This is a genomic window from Pseudomonas sp. H2_A10, from assembly GCF_054680085.1.
Map to the genome: position 1 here is coordinate 3,694,443 of NZ_CP162821.1, position 22,991 is coordinate 3,717,433.

Annotated in this window: 24 protein-coding genes; 8 read left to right on the plus strand and 16 right to left on the minus strand. The window is 60.1% G+C overall.

The genetic code is table 11. The annotated features are described in order from the left end of the window. Window positions 1-36: 36 nt before the first annotated feature. Genes AB4O23_RS17190 through AB4O23_RS17210 form a run of 5 tightly spaced genes read right to left on the minus strand, consistent with a single transcriptional unit; the run spans window position 37 to window position 7,753 of the window. Window positions 37-1,266, minus strand: coding sequence for an alginate lyase family protein (locus AB4O23_RS17190; protein WP_460060082.1), 1,230 nt, complete (start codon window positions 1,264-1,266; stop codon window positions 37-39). After that, a complete protein-coding gene (locus AB4O23_RS17195; protein ID WP_460069438.1) occupies window positions 1,263-4,331 on the minus strand; it encodes an efflux RND transporter permease subunit in 3,069 nt (1,022 codons plus the stop codon). The genes AB4O23_RS17190 and AB4O23_RS17195 overlap by 4 nt, the downstream gene beginning before the upstream one ends. Further along, a complete protein-coding gene (locus AB4O23_RS17200; RefSeq protein ID WP_460060085.1) occupies window positions 4,328-5,446 on the minus strand; it encodes an efflux RND transporter periplasmic adaptor subunit in 1,119 nt (372 codons plus the stop codon). The genes AB4O23_RS17195 and AB4O23_RS17200 overlap by 4 nt, the downstream gene beginning before the upstream one ends. A 16-nt stretch (window positions 5,447-5,462) precedes the next feature. After that, a complete protein-coding gene (locus tag AB4O23_RS17205) occupies window positions 5,463-6,275 on the minus strand; it encodes a MipA/OmpV family protein (RefSeq protein ID WP_137220115.1) in 813 nt (270 codons plus the stop codon). Beyond that, window positions 6,272-7,753, minus strand: a complete 1,482-nt coding sequence (locus tag AB4O23_RS17210) for an efflux transporter outer membrane subunit (RefSeq protein WP_460060086.1) — start codon at window positions 7,751-7,753, stop codon at window positions 6,272-6,274. The genes AB4O23_RS17205 and AB4O23_RS17210 overlap by 4 nt, the downstream gene beginning before the upstream one ends. A 96-nt stretch (window positions 7,754-7,849) precedes the next feature. Between AB4O23_RS17210 and AB4O23_RS17215 the strand changes: the two genes are divergently transcribed. From AB4O23_RS17215 to AB4O23_RS17230, 4 genes are all read left to right on the plus strand, one after another. Next, window positions 7,850-8,539, plus strand: coding sequence for a response regulator (locus AB4O23_RS17215; RefSeq protein WP_017530533.1), 690 nt, complete (start codon window positions 7,850-7,852; stop codon window positions 8,537-8,539). 5 nt (window positions 8,540-8,544) lie between these two features. After that, the gene (locus tag AB4O23_RS17220) at window positions 8,545-9,720 is read left to right on the plus strand and encodes a sensor histidine kinase (protein WP_017530532.1); all 1,176 of its coding nucleotides are present in this window, start codon (window positions 8,545-8,547) and stop codon (window positions 9,718-9,720) included. A gap of 345 nt (window positions 9,721-10,065) precedes the next feature. Further along, entirely contained in the window at window positions 10,066-11,547 is a 1,482-nt protein-coding gene (locus AB4O23_RS17225; protein ID WP_017530531.1) for an APC family permease, read from the plus strand. Between the two features lie 170 nt (window positions 11,548-11,717). Continuing rightward, window positions 11,718-11,981: a hypothetical protein gene (locus tag AB4O23_RS17230; RefSeq protein ID WP_080598193.1), complete on the plus strand. Its 264-nt coding sequence runs from the start codon at window positions 11,718-11,720 to the stop codon at window positions 11,979-11,981. Between the two features lie 83 nt (window positions 11,982-12,064). On the opposite strand, the gene AB4O23_RS17235 is transcribed toward AB4O23_RS17230, so the two are convergent. Next, entirely contained in the window at window positions 12,065-13,996 is a 1,932-nt protein-coding gene (locus AB4O23_RS17235; protein ID WP_068931941.1) for an acyltransferase family protein, read from the minus strand. 90 nt (window positions 13,997-14,086) lie between these two features. On the opposite strand from AB4O23_RS17235, the gene AB4O23_RS17240 reads away from it, so the two are divergent. Then, window positions 14,087-14,278 (plus strand): hypothetical protein, encoded by a 192-nt coding sequence (locus AB4O23_RS17240; RefSeq protein ID WP_065879031.1) that lies wholly within the window; start codon window positions 14,087-14,089, stop codon window positions 14,276-14,278. A 37-nt stretch (window positions 14,279-14,315) separates the two neighbouring features. Here the strand turns inward: AB4O23_RS17240 and AB4O23_RS17245 are convergent, their stop codons facing one another. Next, window positions 14,316-14,918, minus strand: a complete 603-nt coding sequence (locus AB4O23_RS17245; protein ID WP_065879032.1) for a helix-turn-helix domain-containing protein — start codon at window positions 14,916-14,918, stop codon at window positions 14,316-14,318. Between the two features lie 161 nt (window positions 14,919-15,079). Between AB4O23_RS17245 and AB4O23_RS17250 the strand changes: the two genes are divergently transcribed. Continuing rightward, window positions 15,080-15,775, plus strand: a complete 696-nt coding sequence (locus AB4O23_RS17250) for a B3/B4 domain-containing protein (protein ID WP_137220113.1) — start codon at window positions 15,080-15,082, stop codon at window positions 15,773-15,775. A 26-nt stretch (window positions 15,776-15,801) separates the two neighbouring features. On the opposite strand, the gene AB4O23_RS17255 is transcribed toward AB4O23_RS17250, so the two are convergent. The 4 genes from AB4O23_RS17255 to AB4O23_RS17270 form a co-directional block, all read right to left on the minus strand. Then, entirely contained in the window at window positions 15,802-16,686 is an 885-nt protein-coding gene (locus AB4O23_RS17255) for an alpha/beta fold hydrolase (protein ID WP_460070364.1), read from the minus strand. A 587-nt stretch (window positions 16,687-17,273) separates the two neighbouring features. Next, window positions 17,274-18,308, minus strand: a complete 1,035-nt coding sequence (locus AB4O23_RS17260; RefSeq protein WP_017530376.1) for a site-specific integrase — start codon at window positions 18,306-18,308, stop codon at window positions 17,274-17,276. Then, the gene (locus AB4O23_RS17265) at window positions 18,309-18,518 is read right to left on the minus strand and encodes a DUF4224 domain-containing protein (RefSeq protein ID WP_460060092.1); all 210 of its coding nucleotides are present in this window, start codon (window positions 18,516-18,518) and stop codon (window positions 18,309-18,311) included. Between the two features lie 2 nt (window positions 18,519-18,520). Continuing rightward, window positions 18,521-18,739, minus strand: a complete 219-nt coding sequence (locus AB4O23_RS17270; protein ID WP_460060093.1) for a hypothetical protein — start codon at window positions 18,737-18,739, stop codon at window positions 18,521-18,523. 115 nt (window positions 18,740-18,854) lie between these two features. Between AB4O23_RS17270 and AB4O23_RS17275 the strand changes: the two genes are divergently transcribed. Continuing rightward, window positions 18,855-19,097 carry a hypothetical protein gene (locus tag AB4O23_RS17275; RefSeq protein ID WP_116078917.1) on the plus strand — a complete coding sequence of 81 codons (243 nt, stop codon included), beginning with the start codon at window positions 18,855-18,857 and terminating at the stop codon, window positions 19,095-19,097. Between the two features lie 35 nt (window positions 19,098-19,132). Here the strand turns inward: AB4O23_RS17275 and AB4O23_RS17280 are convergent, their stop codons facing one another. Then, complete coding sequence (locus AB4O23_RS17280) at window positions 19,133-19,399, minus strand: hypothetical protein (protein WP_460060094.1); 267 nt, start codon at window positions 19,397-19,399, stop codon at window positions 19,133-19,135. 49 nt (window positions 19,400-19,448) lie between these two features. Next, complete coding sequence (locus tag AB4O23_RS17285) at window positions 19,449-19,943, minus strand: hypothetical protein (protein ID WP_460060095.1); 495 nt, start codon at window positions 19,941-19,943, stop codon at window positions 19,449-19,451. Between the two features lie 182 nt (window positions 19,944-20,125). Here AB4O23_RS17285 and AB4O23_RS17290 point away from each other — a divergent pair, with 182 nt between their 5' ends. Then, window positions 20,126-20,371, plus strand: coding sequence for a hypothetical protein (locus AB4O23_RS17290; protein WP_460060096.1), 246 nt, complete (start codon window positions 20,126-20,128; stop codon window positions 20,369-20,371). Between the two features lie 400 nt (window positions 20,372-20,771). Here AB4O23_RS17290 and AB4O23_RS17295 read toward each other — a convergent pair whose 3' ends face one another. The 3 genes from AB4O23_RS17295 to AB4O23_RS17305 all read right to left on the minus strand — a co-directional run bounded on the left by AB4O23_RS17295 (window position 20,772) and on the right by AB4O23_RS17305 (window position 22,964). After that, complete coding sequence (locus tag AB4O23_RS17295; protein WP_460060098.1) at window positions 20,772-21,083, minus strand: DUF4406 domain-containing protein; 312 nt, start codon at window positions 21,081-21,083, stop codon at window positions 20,772-20,774. 52 nt (window positions 21,084-21,135) lie between these two features. After that, entirely contained in the window at window positions 21,136-21,948 is an 813-nt protein-coding gene (locus AB4O23_RS17300) for a DNA cytosine methyltransferase (RefSeq protein WP_460060100.1), read from the minus strand. A 65-nt stretch (window positions 21,949-22,013) separates the two neighbouring features. After that, on the minus strand, window positions 22,014-22,964 hold the full coding sequence (locus tag AB4O23_RS17305) for a phosphoadenosine phosphosulfate reductase domain-containing protein (RefSeq protein ID WP_460060102.1): 951 nt from the start codon (window positions 22,962-22,964) through the stop codon (window positions 22,014-22,016). Window positions 22,965-22,991: the final 27 nt, after the last annotated feature.

The window sequence follows — 22,991 nt, forward strand, 5'->3', positions numbered from 1 at the left end:
GGGCCTTAGCCGACGCATGGGGCAGTTGATGCATCGCTACGGCACCAGTTCAGCGTTTGACAGGCCGTACTCCCCCAGCGAATAGAGCAAGGTCCCGTACCCCAGTTGGTCGTAGCCACCGCTGTTGGGACCATAATCCCCGCCACCGCCTTCCACCTGGGCTTTGTTCGCGAAGGCCTTCACGTTCGGTGCGCTGAGGCCTTCAAGCACCCCGTAGTGGTTGTAGAGCAGCTCCCAGATCGGACGGATTTCGCCTCGATGCTCGGCCGAGATGGTCGTCTGCTTGAACGCGCTGTTGGTGAAGGTGGTGAATGGCACATCCTGGCCCAGGTTGTATTTGGCCACGTATTCGGCGCCTTGCAGCACGCGGTTGTTCTGGTAACCGAACAGGTCATCGCCCTGGTTCCAGGCCATTTGGCAGAAGCTACCGAGCAAGGCGATGTCGAGCAGTGTGTGCGCCTGGTCGCGCCCGCTTTCCTGGACCTGGCCCAGGCCATTGCCGTAGAGCTTCCAGACCACGTGTTCAATGGAACCGTTGCCGGCGCCATGTTTGAAATAATTGACCGCTTCATCATAGATATCGCGACGGTCGGTCAGTACGCCGATGGCCAGCATCGCGTTCATATTGGCCAGGTCCCAGTTGGCCCAATAGTGGTCGACCAACGCGTTATTGTGATGCGCCAGGAAATCATGGTTCATCGGGTAGAAGACCGTGAGCATCATGCGCTGGAACTGCTGTAAGTCCGCCGCCTTCCACTTTGGATAACCGCGCAGTATTTCGGCGGCATTGGCGAGCTGGTATCCGTACAAACCGGCGGCGAGGAATCGGTCCGAAGTGCCCTCAATGGCGGTGAGGGTGGTGGACCACTGGTTCAACAAAGCGACGGCTTTGTCGGCATACGCAGGGTCGCCCGACAGCTGCCAGCGCAGGGCCAAGGCGTACGCGGCGGCTGCGTCGTTGAATAACCTGGCGTAGTTTTCCGGATGTTGGCCATCCGCGCCCCGGTACACCACCGCGACGGGGCTCGGGTTCCAGGCCAGCGATGCATGCCGGTTGGCGATCAATTTTTGCCAGCCGGCCAGCCACGGCTGGTTATGGTTGGCCAGTTTTTCGCGGATGCGCAGGAAGTCTTGCTGGGTCTGCAACAGGCCTGGGTGGACGAACGCGGAGGCTTGAGTACCGAGACTCAGCGAAAGCGCGCCGAGCAGCACGGCCCCGCGGGTTGTGCGCTTGAGGTTGCGCGTTGCCTTCAACGAAAAAATCATGCTGTGCTCGCCTTGATATGTGAGTGTTTACGCGGTGTAAACAGCAATACGTACAGCACCGGGATCAGCCCCAGCGTGACCAATGTGCCGAGCGCCAGGCCGCCCATCAGCGTGATCGCCATGCCTTCCCACAGCGGCCCGGCAAACAGCATCAGCGGCACCAGCCCGATGATGCAGGTCAGTTTGGTCATGACGATGGGGCGCAGGCGCTTTACGGCGGCGTTCACCACCGCCTCGTAAACCGGCAGGCCCTCGTGGAGTTCGGCCTCGATACGTTCCAGCAACAGCACGGCGTTGTTCACGATAATCCCTGCCAGTGACAGCAGGCCGAACGTGGCCATGAACCCGAACGGGTAACCAGTGATCAGCAGCGCGACGGCCACACCGATCAGGACGAAGGGGATGGCGGAAACCACAATCAGCAACTTGCGAAACGAATTGAATTGCCAGACAAACAGCAACAGCATGGCGACCAGCGCGTGGGGCAGGTATTGCAGCAACGCCTGGTTGGCGTCCGCCGAGTCCTCGATCTCGCCGCCCAGTTCAATGCGATAGCCCGGCGGCAGCGCCAGTGCCGCCACCTGCGGCGCGAGTTGCTCGACGATGGACGTCGCCGTCAACGACGGGTTATGCCCGACCACGGTAATGGCGCGTTCCTGATTGCGCCGCATCAGCGTCGAGGGTTCGCTGGCCGCGACGATGCGGGCAACGGCCGCCAACGGCACGGGGGGCGAGCCGTCGGCCGGGTAGACCAGGATGCCGCGCAGATCGGGGGAGGCCTCGGTTGTCGTCGCAGGCTCGCGCACCACCAGCGGGACGCGGGTTTGTTTGTCCTGCAATGCCGAAACCTGAATGCCGCCGAAGTGCAGTTGCAAGGCCTGGCCGATGGCTTGGGTGTCGACACCGGCGCGGCGCGCACTCTGCTGATCGACCTCGACGGTGTAACGCGTCAGGCGAATGCTCCAGTCGTTGCGCACATCCAGCGTGCCCGGCACTTCACGCAGGGCCTTTTCGATCTGGCCGGCCAGGCTGCGCAACACGTTTTCGTCCGGGCCCAGCACACGATAGATCGCCACACCGGCCTCAGTGGTGCCCAGGGAAAAACGCTTGGGCTCGGCGCGCAGTTCCGGGTGTTGCTTGAGCAAATAGCGGCGGGTATTGGCGATCACCGCATCGATATCCGTACCGGGCTTGACGCTGACGGTGAAGTACGCGGTTTCCGGTGCGGGCAAAGGCGGGTTGAGGCCCAGCACGATTCGTGGCCCGCCGTCGCCGACATAGCCGATGCTGTCGGCTACCTGGGGCTCCTTGCTCAGCCACAGGCTGATCTCGCGCACGCTTTGCAAGGTCTTGCGCGAGCCGCTGCCGGGTTCCAGGCTGATGGGTACCTGGAACTGCAAGCGGTCCGATTGAGGCAGAAAGTCATAGGGCACGCGCATCAGTTCGAAAATAGCGGCGGCGAGTAACACCAGCATCGCCATCAGAAACAGTGCTTTGTGTTGCAACACGCGGCCGATGACCGCGCGGTAGCCTCGGTAAAAACCGCTGTCGTAACTGTCTTCCGACGCCTCGTGGCGCGCAGCCTTGGCGAAATACAGGCACAGCAGCGGCGTGACGGTGATACTCAACAGCCACGAGCCGAGCAGCGTCAACGCCAGTACGACCGCCAGTGAACGCAGGTATTCATTGGTGCTGGTCTGGCCGAGGAAGAACGGCGAGAACGCCAGCACGATCACCAGCGACGAGGTCAGCAGCGGAATCGCCAGGGTGCGCCCGGCGTCCTCGCAGGCCTGGCGTCGGTCCTCGCCGGCATGCAGCCGGCGCTCGATGTCCTCGGCGATCACGATGCCGTTGTCCACCAGCAAGCCGAGCGCGAGGATAATCGCGGCAATCGACACGGTTTGCAGCTCGACCCCGAGCATGCGCATCGCAAGCAGCGTGCCGAGGATGGTCAGCGGCACAATCGCGCCGACCACCAGCCCGGTGCGCCAGCCCAGAAACAGCATGACTACGGCCATGACGATGACCACCGTCTCGATCATCACGTGTTTCATCTTGGCCATCTGCTGGTCGACCACATCGGCCTGGAACGTCACCATATGGGCCGTGAAACCCAACGGCAGCTGCTGTTCCAGCTCGGCCAAGCGCTTGCGCAAGGCCACGCCGAATTGGTGCACGTTCTGTCCTGGCGCCATGGACACCGCCAGCACCACCGCGTCCTGGCCTTGATAGATCGCGGCGCTCTGGGGCGGGTCGGCAGCCATCACCGAGATCTGCGCGATGGCGCCGAGGGCCACCGATTGCGCGGTACCGTTGGCGCCGGGCAGTTGGATCGGCAACTGGCGCAGTTGCTCCACGCTGAGCACTTCGCCGGTCACGGTGAGGGTGGTGATCTGCCCGCCAATGTCGGCGATACCACCGGGCGCCAACACGTTCTGTTGCTGCACTTGCTGGAACAGCTGCTGCGGGGACAAACCCAGCCCCGCCAGGCGTTGCGGGTTGAAATCGATCGAGAGTTGCTGGTCCTGCACGCCGTGCAACGTTACCTGGCCGATGCCGGGCAACCCGCCCAATTGGTCGCGCAGGCGTTTCAACGGCCCGCGCATTTCGCTCATGCTGTAGCCGGGCGCGGTGACCGCAATGGAGGCGACGGCGACGCGTCCGAAATTATCATCGACAAAAGGCCCCTGGGTGCCAGGTGGAAATCCAGCGCCGGCCTCGGCGACTTTATTGCGTACCTGCTGCCACAGCACGCCCAGGTCCTTGATTTCATCGCGGGCCGTCACCTGGATAATCACGCTGCCGGGGTGGACGGTAGTCACGATGTTTTTGATCTGCGACAGCTCGCGCAGCTTTTCTTCGGTGGGCCGGGCCAGCAACTCTTCGGCGCGTTCGCTGGGCAGGCCGGGAAACTGGATGCTCACCAGCGCATCGCGGATGGTCACCGAGGGTTCTTCCTGGGTCGGGAAACTCAGGAACGTCGCCACGCCTGCGAGCAGGATCAGCAGGGCGGTGAATAACGTCAGGCGGCTCGCGCCCAATGCGTGACGGGTCAGGTTGATCATTCGGGCGCGCTCAAACGGCTGGAGGGTGCGAGCAGGTTGACGGGCTGGCCGTCGGTGAGGAACGCCACGCCGGTGACGACGACTTGTTCACCGTCCTTGAGGCCCTTGTCGATGGTGACGCGACCTTGGTCAATCAGGCCAATCGCAATATCACGCAGTGCGACCTTGCCCTGGGTCGGGTCATAGACGAACACCTGCACCTGGCTGGCGTCGCCGCCCATGCGCAGCGCCTGGGTCGGAATCGACAGCGCGAGCGCGGCAGAGGTCGCCAATCGCACGTTGAGGTTCACGCCGCTGGGCAGCGCCAGGTCGCGGGCGTCCAGGCGAAAACGCGCGCTTTGCAACATGCCGTTCTGCGCGCGTGTCGACAGGCCCTCCAGCACCAGCGGCAGGGTCGATCCGGGCGCGGCCGGGTCGTTGGCGACGGCGTGGTCGCCAGGCTTGAGGCCGGCGGCCTGTTCCACCGGGACTTGCACGATGACCTGCAACGCGCCGCTGGCTTCCAATTCCATCACCACTTGGCCGGGCGATAACTCGCTGTACAACTGCGCGGGTCGTGCCACGACGCGACCGTCAAACGGCGCGATCAACTGGCCCTGGCGTTGGTCGCGTCGCACCAGGTCCAGGGCCGCTTCATCGGCGGCCTGCTGCGCTACGGCGGCCTGCCACGCGGCTTCGGCTTGCTCCGCCGCGCTGGCCGCGACGCTGCCCTGGGCATACAGCAGTTGCTGGCGCACCTTGTTACGCTTGCGCTCGGCGGTTTGCGCCACGCTGGCGAACAAGGCCGCCTGCGCTTGTTTCAGGCGCAACCGCACGGCCGCCGTATCGAGGCTCGCCAGCACCTGGCCTTGTTTTACGCTATCGCCGATGTCGACATTCAACGCCACCAATCGGCCCGCGCCTTCGAAGGCCAAGACCGCGCGCTGGCGTTGGCGCACCACACCGGTCAACGGCGCGGCGTCGGCGCCGTAGGCGCGCACGCTGGCGACTTTCACCGACCTTATGGCCGGCTCCGGCGCCGCCTCCTCGCGCGAACAGGCCACCACCATCAGGCAGGCAACGCCGAGCACCAGGGGGCGGCCCCAAGAACGGAACAACTGAGCAAAACCCTGCATGCCTGGCGCCTCGTTATCAGAAGGTGTAGTTGATGGCGAACATGCCCAGGCCGGCGCCTTCACGCTTGACCAGTGGGCTGTTACGGGCCTGGTCGGCGTACTGGGTCAGCGTCAGGCTGGCCAGCGTCGACCAGTGCGCGTCCAGGCTGTGCTGCCAGTTCAAGGCGGCGGAATAGGCGTAGATCCCGGCATCGGCGTTGTATCTGCCGTAGAGCGAACGCTGGCTCTGTGCCTGTGTGACGCCGAAGAAGGTCTGGTTGTAGCGGCCATCGCCGGCATGGGCGTCGATGTCCAGGGCCAGGGTGTCGCTGTCTGTGTGAAACAGCACGCCTTCGAGGCCAAAGCGGTAGCGGTTGCCACGGTGCTCGCCGGCCATGCGCAGTTCCGCTTCGCCGCTCACCGAGAGCCAGTCAAGCAGCTGCTGGCTGAGGGTGAAGTCGGCGACGGTGGCGCCGCCGATATCGCCCATGCCTTTGAGCTCGCGGTCGCCGGGGCGGCTGGTGCTGTCCTTTTCCTTACGGCCCAGGTCGTAGTTGATTGCCGCGCTGGCGCTAAAGCCGCTGTCGGATTGAAATTGCAGGCCCACCCCACGGGTGGTGTCGGCGAACAGCACGCCACGCTGGATGCTGAACATCGGCAGCACCAGTGAGCGGTAGCGGTCGGCGCCCATGTAGCGCGGCGCGACGCCCATGCCAAGGCCCAAAGTTGCGGTGGTCTTGTCGGCTGCGGGGCTGGCGTCGGCGGCCTGCGCCTGGGGCACGAGGGCGCAGGCCATCAGGGCGGCGGCGCCCCAGAGCACGGTACGGGTAGGGGCAGTGGTCAATGTCATGGTGAAACCCTTTCTTTGGATGAAAACAATGGTGCGCCGGACAGCGCGCGATACAGCGCCAGGCGGTTGAACAACACCTGGTAGTTGGCCTTGCGTAACTCGATGGCCGATTCAGTCAGGCGAATGGCAGCGGCCAGGTACTGCGAACGCGCAGCCGCGCCGGCGGCAATCTGCTGGTCGACACGCTTGGCCTTTAATGCCGTCGAAGCGGCCAGGTCGATGTGTATGGTGGCGTCGGCCAATGCTTGTTGGCGTTGGCTCAACAGGTCGGCGATTTCGCGGAAGGCGTCCTGCACGGTCTTTTCGTATTGGGCGACAGCCGACTGTTGGCGCGCAGTGGCCAGGTCAAGATTGGCTCGGTTGCGGCCGCCGTCGAACAGCGGCAGGTTCAGTTGCGGCGTGAACAGCCAGGCGCCGCTGCCGGATGAAAACAGGTTGCTCAAGCGCGGGCTGGCGATGCCCGCGCCGGTGCTCAAGGTGATAGAGGGGAAGAACGCCGCCCGCGCGGCGCCGATGTTGGCGTTGGCGGCGCGCAGGGCTTGTTCGCACTGGCGCACATCGAAGCGCTGTAATAGTCGTTGGGACGAGAGTTCGATCAGCCACGGCGGGGTATCCAAATCAATTACAGGGTCTGTCGTGGCAGCGATCGAAGGCGTGGCCTGATAGCCAGTCACCCATGTCAGCGCCTGCTGTGCGCTGGCGTGGTCGGCGCTTGCATCCTGCCATTGCTGGGTGGCGCGCCGAACCTCCATGCGCTGGGTGTCGACCGTGTCCTGGGCGACGAGGCCTTCTTTTTGCTGACCGTCGAGTACGCTCAGCAGCAGGTTTTGGTCGTTAAGAATGGACTGCGTGTCGACCCGGACGCCTGCTTGTAAGCGTTCCTGCAAATACAGGCGCGCCACTTCAACGATCAGCGCCTTGCGCGCGGCCAGGGCACCGTAGCGCGTGGCCAGGTAGTCATGTTGCGCCGCTTCGGAGAGGCTGCGCACCCGGCCGAAAAAATCCAGCTCGAAGTCCGAGATACCCACGGAGGCCACCGCGATGTCCTGTCCATAACGTTCGTCGGCAGCCTTGTCGTGCAAGTGCTGGCGGTTGCGTTGCAGCCCCAGCGCCACGGTGGGCAGGCGATCGGCGCGGGAAATGCCGTACTGGGCGCGAGCTTGCTCCACACGCAGCGATGCAAGGCGCAGGTCGCGGTTGTACGTCAGGGCTTGTTCCACCCGATGCGGCAACTGCGCCGATGAATCCAGACCGGCCAGCAGCTGTTTCTCGTCCTCGGCAAGCGCCTCTGTGTCGTTGGCCTTGGAGGAGGGCGCGCCTACCGCAGGTTCGCCCAGCAGCGTTTGCGGCACGGGCAGCGCAGGTGCCTGGTACTCAGGCGCCAGTGAGCAGCCGGCCAACAGGGCAACCAACAGCAAAACCGCGCTGTGGCGTTCAGGCAGCTTGATAGGCTTGGACAGCGATGCGGTGGTCGGCATAGGATCGGTTCGCGAAAGTCGGCGTAGGGCAATACTGGCAGCGGACTTTCAATAAACCGTTCGTGAATTATCAAGGTTTCATCAAGAGGCTTCTTTGTGTCAGGAAAACGTATCCTCATCGTCGAAGACGACGCCGACAGCGCCAACATTCTCGAAGCGTATCTGCGCCGGGACGGCTTCGAGGTGGCCCTGGCCGAAGACGGCCAACGCGGTCTGGACCTGCACAAAAGTTGGCGGCCCGACCTGATCCTGCTCGACGTGATGCTGCCGCGCCTGAGTGGCACCGAGGTGTTGTCCGCCGTGCGTCGCGGCAGTGACACGCCGGTGATCATGGTGACGGCCATGGGTGACGAGCCGGAAAAACTCGGTGCCTTGCGCTATGGCGCCGACGACTATGTGGTCAAGCCCTACAGCCCGCGCGAGGTGGTGGCGCGGGTACATGCGGTGTTGCGGCGTAGCGCGGGCAGCCAACCGGTGGAACAGGTGCTGCGCTATGAAAACCTGCGAGTCGACCTGCTCGCGTTCACCGCCGCCATTGAGCACCGCGATGCGCCACCGCAGTGGCTGGAACTGACACCGACCGAATTCAAGTTGCTGGCGACGTTGCTCAAGACCCCGTCCAAAGCCTTCACCCGCGATGAATTGCTGGAAATCTGCCTGCCGGAAAGCGAGGCCCTGGCCCGCGTCGTCGATGCCCACGTGCACAACCTGCGGCGCAAGCTCGAAACCCATGGTATCGCCGGAGTACTGGTGACGGTGCGCTCCATTGGCTATCGGTTCAGGTGAGCAACATGCTGGAAAAATCACGGGCCAACGATAAACCTCTGTGGCGCTGGGTCGGCATGCGTATGAGCCTGTTGGCCATCGGCGCGGTGGTGGTGATCGCCGTTTGCATGTGGATCAACTTCAGGCTGTCGGACCAGTATTTTTTGCAGCGCCTGCCGCCGGCGGCGCGCGAGGAGTTGCTGCAGTTGCGCGCCGAGCCGCAGCTCAATGAGACACGCTTGCGCCAACTGGTGGCCGAGTACTATCCGGTGGAGTTCTTCCAGCCGGATATGGCCAACCGTGACTGGCTGATCCTGGCTTGCCTGGTGCTGGCCGCTATCCCGATCATCATTCTCTGCGGTTTGTGGTTTTCGCGGCCCTTGTCCAGCCAGTTCTCGGCGATTGCCCAGGGCGCACGGCGGGTCGCCGGCGGTGATTTCCTGACGCGCCTGCCGGTTCACCACGACGCACCCGACGAGCTGCAACGCCTGATCAGCGACTTCAACAGCATGACCACCCAACTGGAACGTTATGAGCGCGATGTGCGTGAGTCCAGCGCGGTCATCGCCCACGAACTGCGCACACCGTTGAATGCCGCGATGGGGCGCGTGCAGGGCATGCTCGACGAGGTATTCCCCAGCGATGCCACGCAGTTGGGCATGGTCAAGCGCCAGCTCGATCAACTGCGTAAATTGGTGGACGACCTGCACCTGCTGTCGATGGCCAGGGCAGGGCAACTGGTGCTGGAACGCAGCGATTTTCCCCTGGCGGCGTTGGTGAGCGAACGACTGGCCTGGTTCCAGCCGCAATTGGACGAGGCCGGTGTGCAGGCACGGGTCAGTATCGAGGACGGGGTTCGTATCCATGCCGATCGGGATCGCCTGGGTCAGGTGCTGAATATCCTGATCGACAACCTGCTGCGCTATGCGGCGGCGGGCGGCGAATTGAACATCATGGCGCGCCAGGTCGAAGACCGCGTCGTGATTGAGATGGGTGACCGAGGGCCGGGCATCGAAGCACAACACCTGGACAGCGTGTTTGACCGCTTCTGGCGGGCGGAGCGCTCCAGGGCGCGTTATTCGGGGGGCAGCGGGCTGGGCTTGTCCATCGCCCGTGCGATCTGCCAGGCCCATGGCGGCACTATCGCTGCCAGCAATCGTGCCCAGGGCGGCACCTTGATCAGGGCGCAATTTCCGTTGTAGTTCGGCGCAGCAGGTGCGTGAGGACGTCTTGGGATCATGGCGTTACCCAGCTATCTATTTAATCGAACGCGGCGTTCAGTATTTAATATTTGCCGGACTCTGCCGCGGCTATTAGCCTCTTTCCAAGCCTCCAACGAAGCGCCGGACTTCAGGAGGCTGCTGCAATAGCCACACGAACAGAGCACTCGCCAAAAGACGTGCGCGCCTGCGAAAACCGCGCCCGCCAGTGGATGCCCAGGCAACCCCCCACACCCATTACAAGAATACCGAGCCGGGACGAACCTTGAGGGTTTGGCCACGGCTTCGGACAGCCAAAATCTGCCGATTTTCTGGAGCCACACCGCCATGAGTGCACGTCCCCAAACCGGCGTAGACGCCGATAGCGACGCCGAACAATTGCGCAAACTGGGTTACACCTCGAACTTCAATCGCAGCATGAGCCTATGGGAAAACTTCGCCCTGGGCTTTACCTACCTGTCGCCGGTGGTGGGTGTCTACACCCTGTTCGGCCTGTGCCTTGCCGCCGGCGGGCCGCCGATGTTCTGGGCCTACCTGCTGGTGGGCTGCGGGCAATTGCTGGTGTGCCTGATCTTCGGCGAAGTGGTTTCGCAATTCCCGATTTCGGGCGGCGTCTACCCTTGGGCCCGACGCCTGGTGGGTAAGCGCTGGGCATGGATGGTCGGCTGGATCTACTCCATCGCGCTGTGCGTCACCATTGCCGCCGTCGCGGTCGGAGCCGGGCCTTACCTCGCGGCGATGCTCGGTTTCGAGGCGAGTAACAACACCAATATCATCATCGCGGTGGTGCTGACGCTGTTCGCCACCCTGGTCAATCTCAGCGGCACCAAGGTGCTGGCCCGCATCGCCATGTTCGGCTTTCTGTGTGAGCTGGTCGGCGCGGTAATCGTCGGTGTGTACCTGTTGGTATTTGAACGTCATCAGCCCATCAGCGTGCTGTTCAACACGTTTGATATCCGTATCGACGGTTCCTACTTGCCGGCGTTCCTCACTGCATCGCTGGCGGGCATGTTCCTTTACTACGGCTTTGAGGCCTGCGGCGACGTGGCCGAGGAAACCCCCAACCCGAGTAAACAAATCCCGGTGGCCATGCGCATGACCATATATATCGGCGGTGTGGCCGCGATGTTCGCCTGCCTGGCGCTGATCCTCGCCGTGCCGGACATGCAAGCGGTGATCAACGGCACCGATAAGGACCCGGTGACTACCATCCTCAACAATGCCTTTGGCAGCGTCGGTTCGAAGGTGGTCATGGGCGTGGTGATGATCTCCTTCATCTCCTGCGTCATCAGCCTGCAGGCCGCCGCCAGTCGACTGCTGTATTCCTACGCCCGCGATGAGATGGTCATCGGCAGCCGCCTGCTCAAGCGGATTTCGCCGACCACTCAGGTGCCGGTGGCAGCGCTGTTCGTCTCCGGTGTGCTGCCGACCCTGATCATCACCCTCGGTTTCTTCCTTCAGGACGCGGTGGCGACCATCGTCAGCTTTGCGGCCATCGGTATCTACCTGGCCTTCCAGATGATCGTGCTTGCGGCCCTCTACGCTCGCGCCCGGGGCTGGAAACCCAGCGGCAAATTCGCGTTGGGGGCCTGGGGCCTGCCGGTGAATATCGGCGCGCTGATCTATGGCGTCGGTGCAATCATCAACATGGCCTGGCCGCGCACACCGGATGCGGCCTGGTACATCAACTACGCGATGGTTCTCAGCACGGCCATCGTGATTGGCCTGGGCCTGCTCTACATGTGGCTGGGCAAACCCTATGACCGTGGCACCGCACCCGCCGGCGATGCCTGGGAAGTCAGTCGATAGCCGGGGGAGGCGCGGGCTGAGTCTTGCAGGCCACTCGCTGGCTTGAATGGTTCTATGAAATGCTACAAAAGTGGATCTTTTTACCGAACCATTTCGTTCCTATAGTCGCGCCGTATCTTGAGCACTCAGCGCTGTTCGCTGAGTGCTCCTACCCTACGGGAACGCGATCTATGAATTATCAAAAATGTTCTATCGGCCTTGGCGCTTGTGCACTGTTGGTTTTGTCCGCGCTGCGATTGTCCGCCGGCCAACCGCCGGCCAGGGAAGACTTTATAAAATATCCCTCCCTGCGACAAAAGTGGTCGGCAATATGCGACCCGCGCAGCAACCTCGCCGAAGTTAACGCTGAAGGTTGCGAGCATTTACATCAATGGACGGCCGCCAGCGAATTCTCTGTTTTGGATAACTTAATGAATCAAAACCTGGGCAAGTAACAACGCTCGCTGCGGTGTTGCGGCATGTCGATTACTTAAAAAGCAGCGTCATGCCGGAGTTTGCATTGCTGTCGCTCAGTCACTCAGAGATGCCCGCTTTGTTTGAGCTTCTTGGCCAGGTATCGAGAGCCTTCAATGGTCAGGTGGTTCGGATCCCTGAATAGCAGTTTGCCGCCGCTCACCATCGAGCAATCGTTGGTGTTGCAGAAGTACTGGAGCACCGGAACGTATTTCACATTCGGCGATTTCTCAACAGCTTCAGCCAGCGCTTTATGGTACAGGGCCTTATTTTTCATCTGTTGATCAAAAGGCCCGGTGCAGGTTGGGCCGTCTGCGCTGAACCTGCGCCCGTATTTGCATGCCTCAGGGTCAAACAAGAAGGTTGGAACATCATCAAGTAGGGTGACGGATTTATGGTTGTCGGTGAAGAGTTTGAAGGTTCTTTCAAGCTGGCCGGCCGGATCTTCAGTGCTGGGTTGGATCTTTTGTTCCCAAAGCGCGGAGATGAAAACCTTTTTGATGGCTGGGTCTGCCGCGACTCTTTCTATAGCTTCACGCATGACTGGGCTGTCAAGTGCGGGCAATTGTTTTTGAGAGAAAGAGGCGACATTGCTGCTGTTGAATTCATCTGCAAACCCTGCGAGCAAGTGCTCTGCATGGCTATCGCCCAATAGCAAAATATCAATCGATCCAGTTTGTTTTGACTGAAAGCAGCGATATCCGAACTCAAGGTCTTTGAATGACAAATTCCTCAGTGCTTCGTCCGAGCATTTGTAGAAGTTTTTGCTCATGTACGTGATGTACGGATACCTGCCAAGATCTTCGGCGTAGCGCGCAACTGGCTTCGCTGCCTCGCGAAATGGAAGGCCGTCACCCACCTGAATGCCGAGCGCGGTAACTGTCGTGACGACCATCGCGCCGCACAAGCCCTTGATGGCCGTGTTGCGGTCTATGCGCTGGGTACGAATAGGCGATTCGATGAAGCGGTACGTCGCCCATGCAAGCACCAAGGCTGCCACAATGGCCGTGGCTCTTATTTCTGGCGAAGGCGTTGCGCTCTGGATGATCCTCGGGAAGACCAGCAGCGGCCAATGCCACAGGTAGAGTGGGTAACTGATGAGCCCGATACCGACCATCAGGCGATTGGAAAGAACGAAGCGATTAACCATCCCCTCAGGGCCCGCTGCGATGATCAAAACGGCACCCGCGACAGGCACCAGGGCAAGCATTCCGGGGAATGCGGCAGCGCTGGTGATAGTGAGCAGGCCGTATCCAATCATGGCAGTCCCGGCCAAGGACATAACGTTTGCCCAAATGGCTGACGGTGCCGCTCGAAGTGCCAGGCAAGACAGTAACGCGCCCGCCAGCAGTTCCCAGAATCGTGTTTGCGGAGAATAAAAATCTGCCGTTGGATTGTGGGATGCCTGATACAGATTCAGGCCAAATGACACTGCGATGAGCAGCCCTATAGCAATCGGCAGGTTCGTGCGCAGACGCCAGAACGCGAGTAACAGCAGCGGCCATACGAAGTAGAACTGCTCTTCAATACCCAGGCTCCACAGATGTAGAAGCGGTTTTGTGTTCGCGGCTACATCAAAGTAACTGGTCTCGCTCCACAGCAATAGATTTGAGACAAATGCGGCGCCTGCAATCGAATGTTTGGCAAGTGACAGGTACTCATCTGCCAACATCGCGAGCCAACCGAATGACAGGCATGACACCAGCACGACTATAAGTGCTGGGAATATTCTGGCGGCACGCCGGGCGTAAAATCCAGAGAGTGAAAACTTATCCTCGCGCAGCGCTTGGATGAGAATGGACGATATCAAAAATCCGGAAATGACGAAGAATATGTCAACCCCGATAAAACCACCGGTAAGTGCTGATGGGAATGCGTGAAATATAACAACAGACATCACGGCTACCGCTCGAAGCCCATCGATATCGCGTCGGTATTGGAGTGGCGTTTGGGTCGATGCCGCCTGTATTTGTTGTTCAAGTCTTAGTGACGTCATGCTCAAGAGACCTCCGGGGCTCGCTGCGAAGCGCGCATAGCCTAACCGTTGGCGACCTCTCGTCAATATTTATCTATGACGTGCGCCATTATGCCGACCAGCAATAAAGTTGGTCGCGTCCTGCTAGAGCAAAGCGTCGCGTTTAGCGAGATGTTTGCCATTTGCGCCGCATTTTCAGCGCCCCACGTACACAGCGGGATGATCGCCTCGGCCAAGCTGCGACCGAGCAGCTTCATGACCGCCAGCGAGGTCGCTCCTGACGGCGGCCTGGCACAAATCTGAAGCACGATGCTCTCACCGGCTGCCAGCCTGCAGGTATTTACTGATGCATCTCCGTCACAGACATCGTGAATACCAATTTGGATCGGCCAGCGTTGGAATAGGAATGGGGGACGTCAGTTTTGGCCACTGCCGAACTCCCCGCAGGGATGACCAACTCTGTTTCCCCTACCACGCATTTCAGCGTGCCTTTCTCCACATGAAACAGTTCCAGCGTGCCCTGCGGATGCCCCGGTGAAGCGAAAGATTCGCCTGGGTGCATTTCCCAACGCCACAGCTCGATCATGTCGGGGCCCGACGTTCCTGCCAGAAGGCGTGCCGTTCCGCCCAGGTCCCCGGTCCACAGTGTGGGGATGTCTTGGCTGTGGATGATGTGGGCGGATGGAGCTTCGGTCACGTTGACGATGTCTGCTACGGACAGGCCCAGCGCGGCGGCGATTTTGCAAAGGATGCCGATACTGGGGTTCGCCGTACATTTCTCTATTTCGACGACCATCCCCTTGCTCACCCCTGCGCGACGGGAAAGCTCATCCAATGTGATTTTCTGGGCTTTGCGCGCCTGTTTGAGCGTGCGCGCGACGGCCAGGCTGACGGCTTGAGCATCAGCGCCAGGGGTAGTCGACAGGGTGGGCTTCGTGGCCATTGATGAGGGTCATGATGAAAAATGTGCGGGGATTCTCGGCCCTTATCAGTCGCTCCGTCAATCGGCGCGCCCGCTATAGTGGCTGATAATGGTCATTATATTGACTTTGCTGGTCGTCGCTGACTAGCATGAAATGACATTTAGGTACCTGGAGGTTTTTGATGCTGTCCGTACTGCCGTTGATCGATCAAGCCGTTGCCGAGCTGGCGCCACAGTTCCGGGCCCTGAGCATCGTGGTGCAAGCGGCGCCACTGGCCAACCCTGAGGTGGCCCAGGCTGCGCTGGACCGCGCTTGCAAGGTTGTGCAGGAAGGTGGGCCGAGCTGGGGTGAAGCCCATCTGGCCGAGTGGGCGCACACGTTCCGAAAATTTGGCGCCAAGCCGCAGCGCACGCCTTGTTCGGCTGAGGCACTGCGTAAACGGGTTTTACGTGACGGCGGCTTGCCGAGCCTGGATCCCATCGTTGACCTCTACAACGCAATCAGTCTTGAGTACGCCATCCCGGTGGGTGGGGAAAACATTGAAGCCTACGTAGGCTCTCCACGGCTCGTAGTTGCAGATGGCACCGAACCGTTTGACACCTTGAAAGAGGGGGCTCCTGCTGTCGAGTATCCAGACGCCGGCGAGGTTATCTGGCGCGATGACCAAGGCGTGACCTGCCGCCGTTGGAACTGGCGACAAGGTGTCAGGACCCGTCTGGGTGCCGACGCAAAGAGCATGTGGTTCATTCTGGAGAGTTTGCCGGCGATGCCGCTTGAAGCCTTAACGGAAGCGGGGGACAAGCTGATCGAGGGGCTGCAGCAAATGATGCCCGGCGTCCAGATCCAACGTTCACTGATTGGTCCTGGCGGCGAATAGTCAGGTACGGCTATTTCGCCATGAACTCAACCACTGAGGCTCAAAATACCGTCGGCAAATTTTTCCGGTGCCTCTTGGGGGACGTTGTGCCCAATGCCTTCCAGGCGCTGGCGCCGATACGGCCCGGTAAAATAGCCCACGAATGGGTCGTCCTTGGCCGGGGGGTCGACCGCATCGGCCGCACCCTCCAGAACCAGTGAAGGCACGGTGATCGTTGGTTGCGCGGCAAGTCGGGATTCTATATGGCGATAGGCTGGATCGCCGTCAACCAATCCGAAACGATGGCGGTACGAGTGTATGACCACCTCCACAAAGTCGTCGTTCTCAAACGCGGCGGCAGTCGTCTCAAACGCCGCCTCGGTGAACCGCCAGGTTGGGGACCACAGGCGCCATAGCAAATGGCAGAACGCCTTGCGGTTCGCGGTCAACCCAGCGCGCCCACGGCTACCGTGAAGATAGTATTGGTACCAGAGAAGATGCTCAGCTTCGGGTGAAACGGGCGCGTGCTCCTTAGCGATATTCTGGATGCTGTAGCCGCCACAGCTAACCAAACCGCTTACCCGTTCCGGCCATAGCGCGGCGGCGACGCAAGCCGCTCTTCCACCCCAGTCATAGCCCGCAAGCACAGCTTTTTCGATCTTCAGGGCGTCAAGAAAAGCCAACAAGTCGGCGCCTATGGCCGCCTGCTCGCCAGAGCGCATTGCTTGCCCATCTAAAAACCGGGTGGGACCAAAACCACGAAGGTACGGAGTGAAGCATCGCTTTCCAGTCGAGGCCAGGATCTTGGCGACTTCATCGTAGGCATGCACGTCATAGGGGAAGCCGTGGAGCAACACTATGGGGGGGCCGTCTACCGGGCCGAGTTCCAGGTAGGCGATTTGCAAACTACCGGCTTTAACAGTTTTCATCATGCCCTCCGAAATAGCGCCTGCAATCGAAGGGTTGGACAAACAAAACACGCCCATGCTCAAAAAAGCTGGGCGTTCAGGAGCGACCTCACGCCCGCTATGCAGTACGACCGCCGAGCACTTCAGCCACCCAGTCGGCAATGTTCATGAACTAGTCGCGTTCGGCGAGGTTATTGACGGTGTTGAGCAGTGACAGGTACGCGATGGACAGTTGGGCGTTGTAGCCTTTGCGGGCGAGGGTGGCCAGGGCGATTGAACAGTTCGACATCCAGGCCTTGGCACAACAAGGCCATGGCTTCCCTAAAAAGCTTGGAATCCCCCGGAAAACGACGGAACGCCACAAACGAAAAAACCCGCCGAAAGGCGGGTTTTAAAGGGCTCCATGGACTTTACTGGCTGTCCGTGGAACTGGAGATGGTGCCCGAACCCGGAATCGAACCGGGACGCCCTTACGAGCGGGGGATTTTAAGTCCGCAAGGTATTCTTTTAAATACAATAAGTTAGCCTCTATTCTGCACCGCTATGGGCAAATTTTACCTCCCTTGCAGACCTTTGTTTTCAAGGGGGTTAAAATTATTGCGGTGCAGAATTTACCTCGTCGGCGTGACCTTCTTGCCGATCCTCTTACGGATGTAGTTCTCCGTCATGACGACGGTTGTGTGCCCAAGTTGGTCGCGAGCCTGCAGGATGTCACCGCTGGATTCTGCTTTGTCGGTGCCAGCTTTTGCGCGTAGATCGCGCATCTGAAAGTCTCCTTTCTCAACACCGGCCGCCTCACGCGCCGCGTCAAACCTCCCTCGCAACATGCTGCTGGTCATAGGCTGTCCGTTATCCATAACGATGAGCCTACTTGTCCGTATCTTGTGCCCGTCCTTCCTGGCCATGATTCGATCAATAACAACTTTCAGCTCGCCCGTTATTTCAATTCTCCTTTTTGCATTCGTCTTGCCTTGCTTCACGGCCAGCCGGTTGTCGCGTATGTCTCGCTCATCCATTTTCAGGGTGTCAGCGATGCGCTGCCCGGTCAGGTAGAACAAATCGAGCGCATCCCGTAGCGGCTGTTCAGCGTGCTGATACACCAGGGCAAACATCTCGTCCTCAATATATTGATCACGGCCGGACTCTTTGTGCCCCTTAACGCCGGCGCACGGGTTGGCCAGGGCCGTATAGCCGCTGCTCCGGGCGAAGTTCCAGATGGCGCTGAGCAAAGCTTTCTCGCGATTGGCGCGTACCGGAGCGGTTTTGCCGCGCTGCCGCAGGTATTGGACAACGTGCTGTGGCTCGATCGCTTCCAGCGGTGCCGGCGGATCGTCGAAGAACTTCAGCAACTGCTTCAACTCTCGGACGTTGTCTTTTTGCGTGGCCACGCCCTTAGTCGGAACAACTTCGAGCATGTAGATGTTCGCGACGTATGCAAAGGTGAGTACGTCCTGTACCAAGGCCGAGGACGCGCGGCTCTTCTCAAGCTTCGCGTACTCCACGATAGCCATTCCATAATCGCTGCCCAATGCGATCTCTTTTCTGGGCGTGCCCCCGAGGTCGTAGTAGTAATAGATTTTCCCGCTGCGCTGCTTGCGCTTCCTGAGGCGTGTGACGCTATCAGGGTTTGTTGGCTTCCTTCCCATTTAACTCACCAGGCGTGGCTGCCATTTTGGTTTTTCTGTTGATGCAGCGATCGGCTCGCCGGTTAGGGCGTTGGCGATAACGCATGGCCAACCGCTGCGCTTGATGGTGTGGCGAATTCCGTTCCGCTTTAGCACTTGCACCTGGCCGGCTTTCGTTTTCGCGCCTGTGAGTGTGCAAACTTCCTCGTGCGACAGAAAATGAATCTCCATGCCTACCTCCCGCCCGCTGTGGATCGCGCTGTCTTGATGATGTGGATTGCCAGGCCAAAGGAGATCAGCAGCCATGCGCAGGTACCGAAGAGGGCGTAGATCAGTGCCTCGGTGGTGCCGGCGGACAGGAATTCGGGCCCGGCCCAGAAGAACCAGCAGCCGCTGGCGACCAGGTACAGCAAAGCGCCCAGTACAGACAGGGTGAATTTCATAGCGAACATGGGGTGTCCTTGCCGCGCTGGGCGGCAGAAGGTGATGGCTAACTGCCCCGATAGCGAACGAAACGAAGAAGAACTACAAATACTGTTCAACTTCGTTCAAGCGTCAGGGAGGTGTGTGTCGCATAATCTCGATCTTCCAATCGCTCACGCCTACCGGGGCCACACGCTGTTTCTTAAGTTCGAATGGAAGAAGCCAAACGATCAAGCGCCCGTGTCTGCGACCATCGTCGAGCCTGCGACTGTTGATGGCCTCGGAAAGGTTGTCGGCGAGCTGACAGGCCCTTGGCCGGACTATCTATCCGCGTTGAATGAAACGCTGGATGCGGCGGAGCGATGGATCGACCGCCAGTTGAATTGATACCGCTCACCGGCAGGCATGTAGGGGGATTGGGGTTAGGCTTGCTTGGTGCGGAGGTGTCGCTGGCACTGACATTGCGCATCGCCGCAGTGCAGCTCACCGACCCATTCGGGGAATTGGTCTCCCTCGAATCGCTCAATGCGGGAGTGGCTTAGGCCGGTGCGCTTCACGTCTTTTACAAAGCGCTGCCGGTCCTTGGCGTTTCCATCGCGATCAGGCTCATCCCACCGACTCATCACTAGGAGGCCGCAATTCGTCTTGCCATGGTCCATGAAGCCCATGCTTTCCGGTGCATCGCTCATAGCCTTGGCCCCTTGTAGATGAAGACGTAGGCGAACCAGAGGGTGGCGATCATGGCGTCACCGCGGGAGCTTCCGGAATCTCCTCGAACTTGTAGGTCTTTATGACGCGCTCTTCGACGCCGGAGACCTTGATGAATTTGGCCTCTTCGATCCAGGGGTAGGCGTTTGGCTCGCCATGTTTCCCGCCGCCGCTCATTTCACAAAAAGCGAGAGCGCGGCCATCGGGCAGAATGAAAGCCTTAACATCGACCTCGTAGTTGCGCTCCCAACTGTAGTGGCACCAAGACGGAATGCCGGGAGCGCTCACTGCGCCGTAACGCACCTCGTTCACCGCGTCATCGTGCGAGCTTTCATCGTAAAGCTGATCCAGATCCTCGCCGGACATGGACGCCAAATCTTCAAGCGTAACGAGGCCATTCGGTGCGTCGCGCAGACTGTCGTACTTGTAGCCAAAAGCATCGATTCCGTGATGCATCACCAGCAGTTTTGCCATCTGGCTTGCAGTGAGCGTGTTCAGTGAGTGATGGATTTTTGCATCGAGCATAGGGGTTCCTTTGCCGCTATAGCGGCTGACTTTGAAGGGGGAGGAATGGCATTGGCACTTGCGTGAATGCCGAAAAATTGTACAAGCATCGTGCTTGCGTACAGGTATGTGCCACACTGCGTGGAGGAGCTTTCAATCGATAAACCGGCCCACTCCACTGCCATTGCGAATCGAGCATTACCATGGCTTCAAACGACGACTTCAGATTTCAATCACACGCGCATCTCGTTGAGCTCGACGCCGCAACGAACCAGCTGATGATGTTGGTAGTAGCAGGCGAGCTCTCAGGCAACCGCTGGGATGAAGCGCTTGCGCGGCAAAGCGCCGCCTATTCGGCTTGGTTGAGCGTCGTCGCTGGCGTTCAAATCGATCCGATGCCAGCTCTTGATGGCCGACCGCCAGAAGGTGGCAGCCCCGCTATCGAATAGAGCCCGCTGCCTTCTTCGCAAAGTCTTCTGCGCATTCCACCCCTTTTATCGGGGGCGGCTGGGCGTTGGGCGGTCGCCGGACAATCAGCTACAGTTTTACGTCTGCCAACGGAGGACGTATGGACTGTTTGATCTGCGGAGCATCGGCTCGGAAGCTTGAAACCAACTTCCACGGAGTATTTATGACTGCGTTGCATGCGGGAGCTTTGTCTTAAGCGCTGACGTGTTGAAAGAAAGAAAAACTCTCGGAAGAGTTATGTCAGTTGAGAAAACCCGCCTGTGGCTGATCAGCCAGAGGCTGGCGAACAAGCATCGTCCAGTGATCAACGCCGGCAACGTCCGCTGGGAAAGATAACCTGGTTCGCCAAGGCTTGGCTGTCACTCGAATGCATGTCGCTCATCATGCAATCCCCATCGATACCAGATCATGGGCATTCACAACCGTCATGCCGAGCTCCTTGCCGATGTGCACTTCAAGACTGGCGCCGCGGGAGTCCTGCCAACCGGCCAGAGTGGCCACGGTGTCGCACTCCATGAGGGCGGCGATGTCGCGGCGCATGCAGTCGTTCCAGCTTCCGCCGTCTGGGTTGAGTTCTGCAGGGTTGGTCACGGCGTGGCCACTGTCGCGCAGAGTGGTGGTCATGGCGGCGAAGGCCGGGAAGTTGAGGTTGGGTAGGCCGGTCATGGGGCCGCTGAGGTAAATTCGTTTCACGGGGAGTCCTTGCCGGGGCATGCCCGGCGGTAGAGTGGGGAGTTATGCGGCGTCAGTCGTTGTCGATCGAGAGCAGGGGGAATGCTGTTGCTGCCACTCGCGGAACTTGTCCATTGCCAAGGGCTTTAATTCGGTCCACCCGATGGGCCACCCCATCAGCCACTCGACCCATTCCGGGTTCAACTGGCCACCGACTGTTTCGTTCAGGGGCTTGCCACGTGTTTGGCTGGCCCGCTTGGCTTTTCCGGCTTGGGAGAAAACCCCGCTCTTTCCGTCCCGTGCCAACGGAGTCGGCCAAAGCTTCACGGCTGAACTCAGCCCCCAGCCGGCATTCTTGCTGCTGCCAGGCTGGTTGTGATTTCCGTGCACGGTTATCGTTGGCCACAAGCCAGCACCGATCGCGCTGATGGGGCGCTCCGCAGTCGGATGCTGAAACAATGCACCACTGCGCGTCATACCCCATTTCGGCAAGGTCACCGAGGACCACGGCAAGTCCTCTTCCCACAAGCAAAGGTGAGTTTTCCACGTAGACGTATGCAGGTCGTACCTCGCCGACGATTCGCGCCATTTCACGCCAGAGCCCAGAGCGTGCGCCATCGATGCCGTCGCCATTCCCGGCAGCTGATATGTCCTGACACGGGAATCCGCCAGAAACCACGTCAACAAGGCCGCGCCATGGTCTTCCGTCAAAACTGCACACGTCAGACCAAATCGGGAAAGTTGCGAGGGCTCCATCGTTTTGTCGTTGCGCCAGAACTTGTGCGGAGTAGGCATCACGCTCAACGGCGCGGACGGTGCGCCACCCGAGCAGGTGGCCGCCGAGTATTCCGCCACCAGAGCCTGCGAAAAGAGCCAGCTCATTCATTTATCCTCCGTGCAGCCGACTGCCTCGCCGGCTGGCGTGAATGTAAAAAATTGGAAGAATCAGAGTTACTCGCAAAGCCCGTATGCGGATGAACAGCTGTTCTGGCTGTCGGTGCGGACGATCAAGTCGACCATGTCGAACTGGCGGCCGCCGCGGGCGGTGTTGCTCCAGTCGACGATTCGGTCAATGCCGTGCGTGACGGCACTCACTTTGTCGTCCGATCTGACAGTGGGATCGGTGACGGTGGCGAAGAACGTAGCCGCTCCGCGCTTGCTGGCGATGCTCACCAGTCGCTCCCACTCGCGCACCCGGTCAACTTCCTCTGGCCACCTAGACGCGATCTGCCGGAGCTCGTCTTTCGCACACATGATGCAGGGCATACAGCCAACGCGATTGCAGCCTTGCAAGTACAGCGGGTTCGGCTTGATGCCGGCGGCCCGATGAGCCTCAAAGACCGAATCAACCGTCCACTTCAAGATGGGCCGGTAGTTGAACAGGCCGCCGCCAACCTCATCGCACTCAGGAAGGTATTTTCGGTTCAGGGACTCGTCTGCCCGCACGCCTTGCCAGGACAGGATCATGTTTTCGCCGTCCATGAGCGGCAGATATACCTGCTCGATGATCGGATTGCGCTTGAGTTCGTCGGTGCAGAAGCGCGCCTTGGTGCTGGGGAATCGGCCTTTCCACAGGCATAGGTCCAGGAACGGGTTGCCAGTCGGGTGCAGAACTTCCAGAGCGCCCAGCACCACGGATTCCGGCACACCCTTTTCGCGCCATTTCGTTTCGATGAATTTGCGTTTGCCGGCGATCTGCCTGGAGAAGTCCCCCTTCACCCATCGGATGGGAACGCCAGTGGCTTCAGCCAGGTAGTGGATGTAGTCGTACGTCTCAGGATGTTCATGCCCGGTGTCAGCCACTACAGCGCTGAGGTTCGGCACCTCCAGCTCGCGGGCGACCAGCAGCGTAGCCGTGCTGTCTTTACCGCCGCTCATGCTGACGATGTTGTGAGTAGGCATAGGGGATCCTCGCAGGTATATTTCGAC

Bases quoted from the DNA above. Each gene is read 5' to 3' on its own strand.
- AB4O23_RS17190 (WP_460060082.1), bottom strand. From the start codon at position 1,266: ATGATTTTTTCGTTGAAGGCAACGCGCAACCTCAAGCGCACAACCCGC.
- AB4O23_RS17195 (WP_460069438.1), bottom strand. From the start codon at position 4,331: ATGATCAACCTGACCCGTCACGCATTGGGCGCGAGCCGCCTGACGTTA.
- AB4O23_RS17200 (WP_460060085.1), bottom strand. From the start codon at position 5,446: ATGCAGGGTTTTGCTCAGTTGTTCCGTTCTTGGGGCCGCCCCCTGGTG.
- AB4O23_RS17205 (WP_137220115.1), bottom strand. From the start codon at position 6,275: ATGACATTGACCACTGCCCCTACCCGTACCGTGCTCTGGGGCGCCGCC.
- AB4O23_RS17210 (WP_460060086.1), bottom strand. From the start codon at position 7,753: ATGCCGACCACCGCATCGCTGTCCAAGCCTATCAAGCTGCCTGAACGC.
- AB4O23_RS17220 (WP_017530532.1), top strand. From the start codon at position 8,545: ATGCTGGAAAAATCACGGGCCAACGATAAACCTCTGTGGCGCTGGGTC.
- AB4O23_RS17225 (WP_017530531.1), top strand. From the start codon at position 10,066: ATGAGTGCACGTCCCCAAACCGGCGTAGACGCCGATAGCGACGCCGAA.
- AB4O23_RS17230 (WP_080598193.1), top strand. From the start codon at position 11,718: ATGAATTATCAAAAATGTTCTATCGGCCTTGGCGCTTGTGCACTGTTG.
- AB4O23_RS17235 (WP_068931941.1), bottom strand. From the start codon at position 13,996: ATGACGTCACTAAGACTTGAACAACAAATACAGGCGGCATCGACCCAA.
- AB4O23_RS17240 (WP_065879031.1), top strand. From the start codon at position 14,087: ATGCCGACCAGCAATAAAGTTGGTCGCGTCCTGCTAGAGCAAAGCGTC.
- AB4O23_RS17245 (WP_065879032.1), bottom strand. From the start codon at position 14,918: ATGGCCACGAAGCCCACCCTGTCGACTACCCCTGGCGCTGATGCTCAA.
- AB4O23_RS17250 (WP_137220113.1), top strand. From the start codon at position 15,080: ATGCTGTCCGTACTGCCGTTGATCGATCAAGCCGTTGCCGAGCTGGCG.
- AB4O23_RS17255 (WP_460070364.1), bottom strand. From the start codon at position 16,686: ATGATGAAAACTGTTAAAGCCGGTAGTTTGCAAATCGCCTACCTGGAA.
- AB4O23_RS17260 (WP_017530376.1), bottom strand. From the start codon at position 18,308: ATGGGAAGGAAGCCAACAAACCCTGATAGCGTCACACGCCTCAGGAAG.
- AB4O23_RS17265 (WP_460060092.1), bottom strand. From the start codon at position 18,518: ATGGAGATTCATTTTCTGTCGCACGAGGAAGTTTGCACACTCACAGGC.
- AB4O23_RS17270 (WP_460060093.1), bottom strand. From the start codon at position 18,739: ATGTTCGCTATGAAATTCACCCTGTCTGTACTGGGCGCTTTGCTGTAC.
- AB4O23_RS17280 (WP_460060094.1), bottom strand. From the start codon at position 19,399: ATGAGCGATGCACCGGAAAGCATGGGCTTCATGGACCATGGCAAGACG.
- AB4O23_RS17285 (WP_460060095.1), bottom strand. From the start codon at position 19,943: ATGCTCGATGCAAAAATCCATCACTCACTGAACACGCTCACTGCAAGC.
- AB4O23_RS17290 (WP_460060096.1), top strand. From the start codon at position 20,126: ATGGCTTCAAACGACGACTTCAGATTTCAATCACACGCGCATCTCGTT.
- AB4O23_RS17300 (WP_460060100.1), bottom strand. From the start codon at position 21,948: ATGAATGAGCTGGCTCTTTTCGCAGGCTCTGGTGGCGGAATACTCGGC.
- AB4O23_RS17305 (WP_460060102.1), bottom strand. From the start codon at position 22,964: ATGCCTACTCACAACATCGTCAGCATGAGCGGCGGTAAAGACAGCACG.